12 protein-coding genes are annotated in these 12,734 nt (G+C 69.1%); 7 read left to right on the top strand and 5 right to left on the bottom strand.

Features of this window, described 5'->3' with window-relative positions; all coding sequences use genetic code 11:
- The first annotated feature begins 25 nt into the window (after positions 1-25).
- Positions 26-898 (top strand): DedA family protein, encoded by an 873-nt coding sequence (locus OG828_RS22325; protein ID WP_328502102.1) that lies wholly within the window; start codon positions 26-28, stop codon positions 896-898.
- Between the two features lie 99 nt (positions 899-997).
- Here OG828_RS22325 and OG828_RS22320 read toward each other — a convergent pair whose 3' ends face one another.
- On the bottom strand, positions 998-2,665 hold the full coding sequence (locus OG828_RS22320) for a threonine/serine ThrE exporter family protein (RefSeq protein WP_328439262.1): 1,668 nt from the start codon (positions 2,663-2,665) through the stop codon (positions 998-1,000).
- A 100-nt stretch (positions 2,666-2,765) separates the two neighbouring features.
- Entirely contained in the window at positions 2,766-3,257 is a 492-nt protein-coding gene (locus OG828_RS22315; RefSeq protein WP_030599677.1) for an inorganic diphosphatase, read from the bottom strand.
- 79 nt (positions 3,258-3,336) lie between these two features.
- On the opposite strand from OG828_RS22315, the gene dacB reads away from it, so the two are divergent.
- The 6 genes from dacB (at position 3,337) to folE (ending at position 10,935) form a co-directional block, all read left to right on the top strand.
- Positions 3,337-4,953 (top strand): D-alanyl-D-alanine carboxypeptidase/D-alanyl-D-alanine endopeptidase, encoded by a 1,617-nt coding sequence (gene dacB, locus OG828_RS22310; protein ID WP_328502101.1) that lies wholly within the window; start codon positions 3,337-3,339, stop codon positions 4,951-4,953.
- Between the two features lie 63 nt (positions 4,954-5,016).
- The gene (locus OG828_RS22305; protein WP_328359625.1) at positions 5,017-6,141 is read left to right on the top strand and encodes a zinc-dependent metalloprotease; all 1,125 of its coding nucleotides are present in this window, start codon (positions 5,017-5,019) and stop codon (positions 6,139-6,141) included.
- 210 nt (positions 6,142-6,351) lie between these two features.
- Complete coding sequence (tilS, locus tag OG828_RS22300) at positions 6,352-7,377, top strand: tRNA lysidine(34) synthetase TilS (protein ID WP_328439260.1); 1,026 nt, start codon at positions 6,352-6,354, stop codon at positions 7,375-7,377.
- Between the two features lie 51 nt (positions 7,378-7,428).
- Complete coding sequence (gene hpt, locus OG828_RS22295; RefSeq protein ID WP_210578031.1) at positions 7,429-7,989, top strand: hypoxanthine phosphoribosyltransferase; 561 nt, start codon at positions 7,429-7,431, stop codon at positions 7,987-7,989.
- Between the two features lie 184 nt (positions 7,990-8,173).
- A complete protein-coding gene (gene ftsH / locus OG828_RS22290) occupies positions 8,174-10,210 on the top strand; it encodes an ATP-dependent zinc metalloprotease FtsH (RefSeq protein ID WP_210578032.1) in 2,037 nt (678 codons plus the stop codon).
- Between the two features lie 119 nt (positions 10,211-10,329).
- Positions 10,330-10,935 (top strand): GTP cyclohydrolase I FolE, encoded by a 606-nt coding sequence (gene folE, locus OG828_RS22285; protein ID WP_210577962.1) that lies wholly within the window; start codon positions 10,330-10,332, stop codon positions 10,933-10,935.
- A 9-nt stretch (positions 10,936-10,944) separates the two neighbouring features.
- Here the strand turns inward: folE and OG828_RS22280 are convergent, their stop codons facing one another.
- The 3 genes from OG828_RS22280 to folB all read right to left on the bottom strand — a co-directional run bounded on the left by OG828_RS22280 (position 10,945) and on the right by folB (position 12,493).
- Complete coding sequence (locus OG828_RS22280) at positions 10,945-11,436, bottom strand: DUF3180 domain-containing protein (protein ID WP_328359617.1); 492 nt, start codon at positions 11,434-11,436, stop codon at positions 10,945-10,947.
- Between the two features lie 89 nt (positions 11,437-11,525).
- Positions 11,526-12,137, bottom strand: a complete 612-nt coding sequence (folK, locus tag OG828_RS22275) for a 2-amino-4-hydroxy-6-hydroxymethyldihydropteridine diphosphokinase (protein ID WP_328502100.1) — start codon at positions 12,135-12,137, stop codon at positions 11,526-11,528.
- On the bottom strand, positions 12,134-12,493 hold the full coding sequence (gene folB, locus OG828_RS22270) for a dihydroneopterin aldolase (RefSeq protein WP_328502099.1): 360 nt from the start codon (positions 12,491-12,493) through the stop codon (positions 12,134-12,136). Before folB ends, folK begins: the two co-directional genes overlap by 4 nt.
- Positions 12,494-12,734 lie beyond the last annotated feature (241 nt).

The raw sequence follows: 12,734 nt of genomic DNA, 5'->3' as shown, positions 1-12,734 counted from the left end.
CCCAACCCCTCAGGAGCCCGGAACCGTGACGACGCTTGCCCTCGGACCGAGCTGGCTGGATCCGAACACGCTGCTGGACAACTTCGGGATGTGGGGCCTGCTCCTCATCGTCTTCGCGGAGTCGGGTCTGCTGATCGGCTTCTTCCTGCCGGGTGACTCCCTGCTGTTCACGGCCGGTCTGCTGATCACCTCGAAGCAGCTGGACTTCCCCCTGTGGGGCGCCATCGTCCTGATCTGCGTCGCCGCGATCCTCGGCGACCAGGCGGGCTACATGTTCGGCAAGAAGGTCGGACCCTCGCTGTTCACGCGCCCGGACTCCCGCTTCTTCAAGCAGGAGAACGTGACCAAGGCCCACGACTTCTTCGAGAAGTACGGCCCCAAGTCCCTGGTCCTGGCCCGCTTCGTGCCCATCGTGCGCACCTTCACGCCGATCATCGCCGGCGTCAGCGGCATGCGGTACCGCTCGTTCCTGATCTTCAACGTCGTCGGCGGCATCCTGTGGGGCGCCGGCGTGACCGCGCTCGGCGCGTGGCTCGGCGACATCGACTTCGTCAAGAAGAACATCGAAGCGATCCTCATCCTGATCGTCTTCATCTCCGTGGTCCCGATCATCATCGAGCTCCTCCGGGCCCGCTCCAAGAACAAGAAGACCCCGCCCCAGCAGCCGCAGCCCCCCCAGCCCCAGCCCCAGGTCATGGACGACGCCACGACCCAACTCCGCCGCATCTCCCCGACCGACCAGGGCCAGCAGCAGTACGGCGACCAGCAGTACGGCGACTACTACCACCAGCCCCAGCAGTCGTACGCCCCGCCGCAGTACCCACAGCAGCAGTACCCGCAGCAGCAGTACCCGCAGCAGCAGTACCCGTACAACGAGGACGGCTACCCGCGGAACTGAGGGATGTGAAGCGCCCCGTCAGGGGCGCGGGGAACTGCGCGATCAACCACAGACAACCCGCAGTCGCCGCCGGACAGAAGCACCCGAGCTCCTAGGCGCTCAGAAACCCCGCGTCCGCTTGGCCGCCCGGCGCCCCGCCCCAGCCCCGCCGGGAATCCGCAGGAACAGCCGCGAGATCTCCGACCCGAGATTCACGCCGATCGCAATGGCCATGGCAAGCGACGCTGCCTTGGCCAACGAAACCAACCCCTCGTCAATCTGGTTCTGCGCGATCGACAACAACCCGAAATACGTGGCCGACCCCGGCAACAGAGGCCCGATCGCCGCTGTCGTGAAGGGCAACGCGGAAGCGAACCGATACCGCGACAGCAACTGCCCGAACAGCCCCACCAACCCGGCAGCCACGGCCGTAGAAGCGACCGGCGACAGATCACCCGGGTAGTGCATCGCGCCGTACACGGTCCAGGCGACACCCCCGTTGAGGGTCACCCACAGCACCGTGGACCGCTCCTGCTGCAACAGCACCGCGAACGTCAGCGACAGCAGCATCGACGCACCGATCTGCCACAGCGGCCGGTTCGTGTCCCCCAGCGCTGCGTCCGGATTCAGCTCCGCACCCAGCTTCACACCGAAGTAGAGGACCAGGAGCACCCCGACCACGATGCCCACGAAGAAGTACATGACCTCCAGCAGCCGTGCCGCCGCGGTGATGTAGAACCCGGTCAGCCCGTCCTGCACGCCCGCCACCAGCGCCCGCCCGGGCAGCAGCGCGAACAGCCCACCGGTGATGACGGCGGACGCCTTCACGTCCACGTGGGCGACGGTCAGCGCGACCCCGATCGCCGCCGGAGGCATCGCGGCGACGGTGAACTGATAGAACTCCGGCAGCCCCCGCCCCGCGCACAGCCACGCCAGCCGGTCGCCGAGCATCGCGCCCAGCATGGCCGCGACGAACACGATCAGATCACCGCCGACGAGCACGGAGGCGGCACCCGCGAGCAGCCCGCTGGCCAGGGTCAGCACCCAGGTGGGATACGGGTGCCGGTTGCGGCGGATCTCGGCGAGCCGCCGGTACGCCTCCTCCAGGGAGATCGAGATCTCCGGATCACTGAGGTCGTCCACGAGGTGGAACACGGCCGCGAGCCGCGTGTAGTCGGTGGCCCGGCGCCGCACGGTCCGGGAGGCCGTCACCGGATCGTCGACGAGGGAGGGCTGGTAGGAGATCGCCAGCAGCGTGAAGGTGACGTTCGGCTCGCAGCGGTCGAGCCCGTAGGACCGGCAGACCGCGAACATCGCCGTCTCGACGTCCTCCGCGCCCTCACCGCCCGCCAGCAGCAACTCGCCGATACGCAGGGTCAGGTCGAGCACGCGGGGGACGGCCCGGCCCTCGTCCTCCGTCTTGTGCACCGCCTCCGGTGCGGGCCGCTCGGCCACCGGCAGACGCAGCATCGTGCGCATCCGGTCCTGCCAGGGCAGGTCCTTCGTCAGGCTGACGACAGGGATGCCGCTCGGCGGCGTGAACGCGGGCGGCGCCTGCCGCGCGCGGTACATCTTCGGCGTACTGAACGCCGACCCCTCCGGCTCGTCGAACGCCGGCGGATGCACCTCCAGCCCGTCCGGCACCGCGAACTCGGACGTCGTCTCCGACTCACCGCCGGTCCTGGGGGTGGCCAGCCCCTGAGGGATCGCGAACTCCGACGTGACCTCGGAGTCGTAGACAGTCCTCGCTTCGTCCGACCTCGGCTTGCGGTCCTCCGCGTCCGTCACTGCGTAGCGCTCCCTGAACGACCCGTATCGCAAGCCTCAGTATGCGCACAGATACGCGAAGGGGCCGCACGTGCGTGCGGCCCCTTCGGCGACGGCAGAATCAGTGACCGCCCTGGTCCTTGAAGCGCTTGTACGACCGCTCGATCTCGGCCTCGGCCTCGGTACGGCCCACCCAGTCGGCGCCCTCGACGGACTTGCCGGGCTCCAGGTCCTTGTAGACCTCGAAGAAGTGCTGGATCTCCAGGCGGTCGAACTCCGACACGTGGTGGATGTCACGCAGGTGCTCCACCCGCGGGTCGTGCGCGGGCACGCACAGCAGCTTGTCGTCGCCGCCGGCCTCGTCGGTCATCCGGAACATGCCGATCGCGCGGCACTGGATCAGGCAACCGGGGAAGGTCGGCTCGTCCAGGATGACCAGCGCGTCCAGCGGGTCGCCGTCCTCGCCGAGGGTGTTCTCGACGAAGCCGTAGTCGGCCGGGTAGCTGGTCGAAGTGAAGAGTCGACGGTCCAGGCGGATCCGACCGGTCTCGTGGTCCACCTCGTACTTGTTCCGCGAACCCTTCGGAATCTCGATCGTGACGTCGAACTCCACCGGTGGCTCCTCCATGATCAACACATAGTTCTGGTGGTTAAGTGTCCCTCACGCAGGTGTGTGATCGCGAAAGGGGCTGGTGGTCGTGCCAGAGCAGAGGCCGTGGCGGGTCGCGAAACCGCATGTGGTGCGGATCGCGAACGCCGTACGACCGCGTCTCGCACGAGCAGCGGACGCCGTACGACCGCGCGTCGAACGGGCCACGGCGGCGGTGCGGCCGCGGATCACGCGGCTGGCCCGGGCCGCGAAACCGCAGGTCGCGCGGGGTACGGGGCTGAAGACCTGGCAGTACACCACCGGTGCCGCCATCGCCGGACTGGCCCTGGCCGCCTCTGTGGTGACCGCGGCCGGCCCCTGGGACTCCTCCGGTCAGCGTACGGCCGAGCGGGACCGGGCAGCCGCTCAGGAGTCCACGGGTGGCGCAGATCACGGTCGTCCTTCCGGTACGACAGCCAGGGCGCCCCGGCCCGCCCCCAGCGCCGCGTCCGTGCTCACCGGCCTCGGCGGTACCGCCAACACGGTGAAGTCCGCGCCGAACGGCAGGGCTCTCGCCGACGTCCTGGACCCCCTCCTGAACGACTCCGCACTCGCCCGGCACACCGCCGCGGTCGTCGACCTCGCCACCGGCAAGCAGCTGTACGCCTCCGGCGCGGGCGAAGCGCTGACCCCCGCCTCCACCACGAAGATCGCCACCGCGGTCGCCGCCCTCTCCGCGATGGGCGCCGACCACCGCCTCACCACCCGCGCCGCCCTCGAACCCGACACCAAGGAACTCGTCCTCGTCGGCGGCGGCGACCCCACTCTCACGGCCCGCGAGGACGCCGAGGGCTGGGCCAGCCTGCGTACTCTGGCCGACAAGACGGCCGCGGCCCTGAAGAAGCGCGGGCTGCGCGAGGTGACGCTCTCCTACGACACCACGCTGTACGCCGGTCCCGAACTCCACTCCATCGGCGAGAACCCCAACCTCGCCCTCGTCACCGCCCTGATGGCCGACGAGGCCCGCACGGACGACTCGACGAGCGGCCAGGTCAAGCGGGTGCAGGACCCGGCGGCGGACGCGACCCGCACGTTCGCGGACCTCCTGAAGGATCACGGCATCAAGACGACCGCGCCCGGCCCCTCCAAGGCGACGGGCCGCGCCGACGCCCTCGCCACGGTGCAGTCGCCCCCGCTGTCCGCCCTGGTCGAACGCATGCTGACCAACAGCGACAACGACATCGCCGAGGCCCTGGCCCGCCAGACCGCCGTCGCCACGGGCGAGGAGGCGAGCTTCGACGGCGCGGGCAGGGCGATCCAGGCCCAGCTGAAGAAGCTCGGACTCCCCGTGGCGGGCGCGCACTTCAAGGACGGCAGCGGCCTGAGCCGCGACGACCGCATCACCGCCGGCCTCCTCACCGGCCTCCTGTCGAAGTCCGCCGACCCCGCCCACCCCGAACTCCGCCCCGCCCTCACCGGCCTCCCCGTGGCAGGCTTCACCGGCACCCTGACCAGCCGCTACACCGACGGCGCGGCAGGCATCGTACGAGCCAAGACCGGCACCCTGACCGGCGTCAACGCCCTGGCGGGAACGGTGGTGGACCAGGACGGACACCTGCTGGCGTTCGCGCTCCTGGCGTCGGACACGACCGATCCGGAGGCGGCGCAGAAGGCCCTGGACACGGCGGCGACGGCGCTGGCGAGTTGCGGTTGCCGCTGATCCGGCCCCCGTCCGACTCCCCACGGCCTGCCCCAAGTGGGAACGCTCACGTACCGTTGACGCATGACGAGCATCGGTGGTGCCGAGATGGTCGACTGGAATCTCGCGGTGGCGACCGCGACCCGGCTCGTAAGGCCGGGCCCCGAGGTGAGCCGCGACGAGGCCAGGGCCGTCGTCGCAGAGCTGCGCCGGCATGCCAAAGCCTCCGAGCAACACGTCCGGGGCTTCACCCGAATGGGCACGGAAGACGCCCATGACACCCCCGTACTCGTCGTCGACCGCCCCGGCTGGGTCCGGGCGAACGTCGCCGGGTTCCGGGAGATCCTCAAGCCGCTGCTCGACAAGATGCAGGAGCGGCGCAGCAGCACCCCCGGCGGAGCGGTCCTCGGCGCCGTCGGCGGCAAGGTCACCGGCGTCGAACTGGGCATGCTGCTGTCCTTCCTGGCCTCCCGTGTCCTCGGCCAGTACGAGACCTTCGCCCCGGCCACCCGCGAACTCCCGGCGGGGGAGAACGGCGGCGGCAGGCTGCTGCTCGTCGCGCCGAACATCGTGCACGTGGAACGCGAACTCGACGTACAGCCGCACGACTTCCGGCTCTGGGTGTGTCTGCACGAGGAGACGCACCGCACGCAGTTCACGGCCGTGCCCTGGCTGCGGGACCACCTGGAGGGCGAAATCCAGTCGTTCTTGGGGGAGACCGACGTCGATCCCATGACCGTCCTGGAGCGCATCCGGGAAGCCGCGCAGTCCCTCGCGGGCGGACGCCCCGAGGGCGAGGAGGACGACGGCGGCCGCTCCCTCGTGGAGATCGTGCAGACCCCGGCCCAGCGGGAGATCCTCGGCCGCCTCACCGCCGTGATGTCCCTGCTGGAGGGACACGCCGACTTCGTCATGGACGGCGTCGGCCCGGCCGTCGTGCCGTCCGTCGCCGAGATCCGCGAGAAATTCCAGCAGCGCCGCGCCAAGGGCGCCTCCCGACTGGACATGGCCCTGCGCAAGCTGCTGGGCCTGGACGCCAAACTCAGGCAGTACCGGGACGGCGAACGCTTCGTACGCGCCGTCGTCGACGAGGTCGGCATGGACGGCTTCAACCGCGTATGGACTTCCCCGAACACACTGCCGACCAAGGTGGAGATCGCCAAACCGGCGGACTGGATCGCGCGGGTGCATCGCAAGGCCGAGTCGTGAATCAGCGCGGTCCGTGGTGAAAGGGAGCCGTGTGGTGTGAAGGGAATTCGGCCGACGACGGGTGAACGCCCCTCCAATCACCCGTCCGAGGGACCGTGAGCCCTGGGTAGGCGTGCGATGCTCGGGGAACGGCCCGGCTCTGTCACCATCTACACACTCTGAGTGACCGAACCGAGCTCACCCCCGAAAACTTCATGAAGGGAACCGGACATGGGTCCCCATCCTGCGGTCGCGGCGATACGCCTGGCGGTTCGCCGCGTCCTCCACGACATCCTCAACGAACACAGCCACCCCACCGCCCGGACCGCGCACGAGCGCCCGTCCTCGCCGCTCGTGCTCGTGGCGTGTTCCGGCGGCGCCGACTCCATGGCCCTCGCCTCCGCCCTCGCCTTCGAGGCCCCCAAACTCGGCATCCGCGCGGGCGGCGTCACCGTCGACCACGGTCTGCAGCCCGGCTCCGAAGTGCGCGCAGCGGAAGTCGTCCTGCGCCTCACCGAACTCGGCCTGGACCCGGTCGAGTCCGTCGCCGTGCGCGTCGGCCGCGAGGGCGGGCCCGAAGCCGCCGCCCGCGACGCCCGGTACGCCGCCCTCGACGCCGTCGCCGTCCGCCACGGCGCTGATGCCGTCCTGCTCGGCCACACCCGCGACGACCAGGCCGAAACCGTCCTCCTCGGCCTCGCCCGCGGCTCCGGCATCCGCTCCCTGTCCGGAATGGCCGCTGTCTCCGGGGCCGACGGCCGTTATCGCCGGCCTTTCCTCCACCTCGACCGGCAGACCGCCCGCAAGGCCTGCATGGTCCAGTCCCTCCCCGTCTGGGACGACCCGCACAACGCCGACCCGGCCTACACCCGCTCCCGGCTGCGCCACGAGGGCCTGCCCGCCCTGGAGAAAGCGCTCGGCAAAGGCGTCGTCGAAGCCCTCGCCCGCACCGCCCAGCTCTCCCGTGACGACGCCGACGCCCTCGACGCCTGGGCCGGCCAGGCCGAGGCCGCCGTCAGGGACGCAGCGGGCCGCCTGGAGTGCGCGAAGCTCTACGCCCTGCCGCCCGCCGTACGCCGTCGGATCCTGCGCCGCGCCGCCATCGAGGCAGGCGCCCCCGCCGGTTCGCTCTTCGCCCGCCACATCGAGGAAGTCGACAAGCTGATCACCGGCTGGCGCGGCCAGGGGGCCATCAATCTCCCCGGCAAAGTCGTCGCCCAGCGGCAGGGTGGCAGACTGGTGATTCGGCAAGGCTGAATCCTTGCCCCCCTTCCGGGGGGTGGGTGGCCGGTGGGACGACCGAAAGTGATGCGGGTGGACGCGAAAGACATGGGTGCCGACCTCAAGTCGGTACTCATCACCAAGGAAGAGATCGACGCGAAGCTGGTCGAGCTGGCCGCGAAGATCGACGCGGAGTACGCGGGCAAGGACCTGCTGATCGTCGGCGTCCTCAAGGGCGCGGTGATGGTCATGGCGGACCTGGCGCGCGCGCTGTCCACCCCGCTCACGATGGACTGGATGGCCGTCTCCTCGTACGGCGCGGGCACCCAGTCCTCCGGTGTCGTACGGATCCTCAAGGACCTCGACACCGACATCAAGGGCAAGCACGTCCTCATCGTCGAGGACATCATCGACTCGGGCCTGACCCTGTCCTGGCTGATCTCCAACCTCGGCTCCCGCGAGCCCGAGTCCCTGAAGATCTGCACCCTGCTCCGCAAGCCCGAAGCCGCCAAGGTCGCCATCGACGTCGAGTGGGTCGGCTTCGACATCCCCAACGAATTCGTCGTCGGCTACGGCCTCGACTACGCCGAGAAGTACCGCAATCTCCCGTTCGTGGGTACGCTCGCGCCTCACGTCTACGGCGGCTGAGCCACTCGGGCCAAGCCCTGTAAGACGATCGGGAACCCCAGCGGGTTCAGCGGCGTTGGAGCATGCAGACGGGATTGCCTGCGGCCCTGTGCGGCTTCGGCCCACAATGCTGGGGTACCGTCAGAAGAACTGTCTTATCAAACTCACTATGGCAGGAGGGACGGGGCGGCACCGCTCCGTATGGATGGACGTGAAGCGATACTTCCGTGGGCCGGTCATGTGGATCGTGCTGGCCGTCCTTGCCGTGGTCGTGTTGATGCAGGTCGTCGGCTCGTCCGGCGGCTACAAGACGGTGGACACCGGCCAGGTCGTCCAGGCGATCAATGAGAACAAGGTCGAAGCGGCCAAGCTGACCACCGGCGACGAGCAGACCATCAAGGTCACACTCAAGGACGGCCAGAAGATCGAGGGCAGCTCGAAGATTCAGGCCAGCTATATCGGCGACCAGGGCGTGACCATCGCCGGTACGCTGCAGCAGAAGTACCAGGACAAGCAGATCACGGACGGCTACACAGTCTCGCCGTCCAAGCAGAACCCGTTCGTCGGGATCCTGCTCTCCCTGCTCCCCTTCGTCCTCATCGTGGTCGTTTTCCTGTTCCTGATGAATCAGATGCAGGGCGGCGGCTCCCGAGTGATGAACTTCGGGAAGTCCAAGGCGAAGCTCATCACCAAGGACACCCCGAAGACGACGTTCTCGGACGTCGCAGGCTCGGACGAGGCCGTCGAGGAGCTCCAGGAGATCAAGGAATTCCTCCAGGAGCCGGCGAAGTTCCAGGCCGTGGGCGCCAAGATCCCCAAGGGCGTACTGCTCTACGGGCCTCCTGGCACCGGCAAGACGCTGCTCGCGCGCGCCGTCGCGGGCGAGGCAGGCGTGCCCTTCTACTCGATCTCCGGTTCCGACTTCGTCGAGATGTTCGTCGGTGTCGGTGCCTCCCGAGTCCGTGACCTGTTCGAGCAGGCCAAGGCGAACGCCCCGGCGATCGTCTTCGTCGACGAGATCGACGCGGTCGGCCGCCATCGCGGCGCCGGCCTCGGCGGCGGTCACGACGAGCGCGAGCAGACCCTCAACCAGCTGCTCGTCGAGATGGACGGCTTCGACGTCAAGGGCGGCGTGATCCTCATCGCCGCGACGAACCGGCCCGACATCCTCGACCCGGCCCTTCTGCGCCCCGGCCGCTTCGACCGCCAGATCGCGGTCGACCGCCCGGACATGCAGGGCCGTCTGGAGATCCTCAAGGTTCACCAGAAGGGCAAGCCGGTCGCTCCGGACGTGGACCTGTCGGCGGTCGCGCGCCGTACGCCGGGCTTCACGGGTGCGGATCTGTCGAACGTGCTGAACGAAGCCGCGCTCCTCACCGCGCGCGGCGACAAGAAGCTGATCGACAACCACTTCCTGGACGAGGCCATCGACCGCGTCGTGGCGGGCCCGCAGAAGCGGACCCGGATCATGTCGGACAAGGAAAAGAAGATCACCGCGTACCACGAGGGCGGCCACGCCCTGGTCGCGGCGGCTTCCCCGAACTCCGATCCGGTCCACAAGATCACGATCCTGTCGAGAGGCCGGGCCCTCGGCTACACGATGGTCCTGCCGGAGGAGGACAAGTACTCCACCACCCGCAACGAGATGCTGGACCAGCTGGCCTACATGCTGGGCGGCCGGGCGGCGGAGGAACTGGTCTTCCACGACCCGACGACGGGCGCTGCGAACGACATCGAGAAGGCCACCGCAACGGCCCGCGCGATGGTCACGCAGTACGGCATGACCGAGCGTCTCGGCGCCATCAAGTTCGGCGGCGACAACACCGAGCCGTTCCTCGGACGTGAGATGGCTCACCAGCGCGACTACTCGGAAGAGGTCGCCGCGCTGGTCGACGAAGAGGTCAAGAAGCTCATCGAGACCGCGCACAACGAGGCCTGGGAGATCCTGGTCGAGAACCGCGACGTCCTGGACAACCTGGTCCTCGCGCTGCTCGAGAAGGAGACGCTGAACAAGGAGCAGATCGCCGAGATCTTCGCTCCCATCGTCAAGCGCCCGCCGCGTCCTGCCTGGACCGGCTCGTCCCGTCGCACCCCGTCCACCCGCCCGCCGGTGCTCTCCCCCAAGGAGCTGGCACTGACGAACGGAGCCAACGGAGCGACCCCGGCGATCACCACCGCCAAGGCCACCACCTCGGCGGAGCCCGTCCCGGAACCGGCCCCCGAGGAGCGTCCGGAAGGCTGACCCTCCCGGCCTCGGTGGTCTCACCAGGCCCGGAATGATTGCCGCGCCCCCCTGGTTTTAGCCTGGGGGGCGCGGCATCTTCGTATGCCTGTGCACGACATCTAGGAACGAGGCACGACATGACCGACCCCGTGACGCTGGACGGCGAGGGCTTCATCGGCGAATTCGACGAGAAGCGAGCCGAGAACGCCGTGCGCGAACTGCTGATCGCGGTCGGCGAGGACCCGGACCGCGAGGGGCTCAGGGAGACGCCGGGGCGGGTGGCTCGGGCCTATCACGAGCTTCTGGCCGGGCTGCGGCAGGAGCCCGAGGACGTTCTGACGACGACGTTCGATCTGGGGCACGACGAGATGGTCCTGGTGAAGGACATCGAGATCGTCAGCCTCTGTGAACATCACTTGCTGCCGTTCCACGGCGTGGCTCACGTCGGCTACATTCCGGCCGAAACCGGCAAGATCACCGGCCTGTCGAAGCTTGCGCGCCTCGTCGAGGTGTTCGCCCGCCGCCCTCAGGTGCAGGAACGACTCACCACGCAGATCGCCGACTCGCTCATGCGGATTCTCGAGGCGCGGGGCGCGATCGTCGTCATCGAGGCCGAGCACATGTGCATGTCGGTACGCGGCATCCGTAAGCCGGGCGCCAAGACGACCACGTCGGCGGTGCGGGGGCAGCTGCGGGATGCCACGACTCGTGCCGAGGCGATGAGTCTCATACTGGCGCGCTGACCGTCACGCTTACGCCGCTGAGGCTGCTCCTGGCGTGTGGTGATCGTCGTCGTCCTCCGGGAGCTTGCAGACCCGCTCCAGGAAGATGGCTGCCGCTATGACGGCGATACCGGCCACGACCGAGAAGCCGGCGTAGATGGCCTGGTCGCGGCGGGCGGGGATGTCGAGGGATTCCAGAAGGAAGACGCCGGCGCCGCCGTACATACCGGCGACCAGGGCGGCGACCAGTGCGCTGGCCTGGCCGAAGACGACCGCCCGGGCCGCCATGAGAGGGTCGACGCCCTTGGCCTCGGGGCGGCGCTCGCGCTGGGCCTTGAGGCGGGCGCGCAGCGAGAGCGCCGTGGCGAGGAGGACCGCGGCGATCACGGCCAGCACGATGGGCGCAGCCAGCGGGACGCTGGGGAGCGTCCCGATCGAGTTCCAGAGGCGGGCGCCCGCCCAGGACAGGACGCCGGCGACGACGAAAACGCCCGCCAGCAACCTGATGCGCAGCTCTCTCACGGTGTCCCTTCAGCTCCCCGGATCGGTGCCGGCCCCGCGGCCGAGGTGACCCGGCCGGTCCGACCCTGTGGTCGTGTCGACCTTAACGACTATTCAGGCAGCTGGAGTTCCAGGTCCTTGCGGGCGGTGACGCCTTCTCGGGTGACGTGGTCGAGGAGGTCGGCGACCGCGCCGCGGCCGGGGAGCTGGGCGCCCGGCTCCAGGTCGTACCAGGGGGCCAGGACAAAGGCGCGTTCATGGGCGCGCGGGTGGGGGAGGGTGAGCTGGGGGTCGTCGGAGACGACTTCGGCGTACGCGACGATGTCGACGTCGAGGGTGCGTGCGCCCCAGTGCTCGTCCCGGACGCGGTGGAAGGCCTCCTCGACCGCGTGCGCCCGCTCCAGCAGGGAAGACGGGGGGAGAGTCGTCTTCAGGACCACGACCGCGTTGAAGTACGAGGGCTGACTGCCGGGCTCCACGCCCCATGGCTCCGTCTCGTACACCGGCGAGACCGCCTTGATGCGGACGCCGGGGGTGTCCTCGAGGGCGTCGATGGCGCCCTGTAGGGTCTCCAGGCGGTTGCCGAGGTTGGCGCCGAGGGAGATCACGGCCCGTTTCGGATTCTGCAGGGTGGTGTCGGCGGCGTCGACCTTCTCGACGACGGAGGCGGGTACCGGCTGTACGGTCGGGTCGCTGTGACCCTCGGTGAACGATGCGGTCATACTCGGCTCCGGGTGATGGTGACGGTCACGTCGTCGAAGGGGACCGTGATCGGCGCGTCCGGTTTGTGGACGCAGACCTCGGCCTCCTGAACCCCTTCGTGCTTCAGACAGACCTGGGCGATGCGCTCGGCGAGCGTTTCGATGAGGTTGACGGGCTCGCCCTCGACGACGGCCACGACCTCCTCCGCCACGATGCCGTAGTGCACGGTCTTCGCCAGGTCGTCGTCGTCGGCGGCCGGCCGGGTGTTCAGGCCCAGGACGAGGTCCACGATGAACGTCTGGCCCTCTTCACGCTCCCTGGGGAACACACCGTGGTGCCCGCGGGCCTTGAGGCCGCGCAGCGCGACACGATCCACGCGAATCACTCCTGCAATCGTCGGTGACGGCCGATGTGCACCGGGTGCGGGCGGCGCACCGGCCTCGAACGAATCTACCTGCGGACACTGACAGGGCCGGGCCACGGGGGTCCGTGCCCGAGTCGGGCTCGCAGCTTTCATCGTGTGTTTCCCCGGGGGAACCCGGCGGCTCACGGGTTGGTAGCCGCCCATACCCGGGGCTCGGTGATTCCAACCACTTCTCGTTTCCCCTTGGTCCCTG

This window comes from Streptomyces sp. NBC_00457 (assembly GCF_036014015.1).
Lineage (GTDB): Bacteria > Actinomycetota > Actinomycetes > Streptomycetales > Streptomycetaceae > Streptomyces.
The sequence above is the reverse complement of the archived record's forward strand: the minus strand, read 5'-3'. Positions and strand labels throughout refer to the sequence as shown.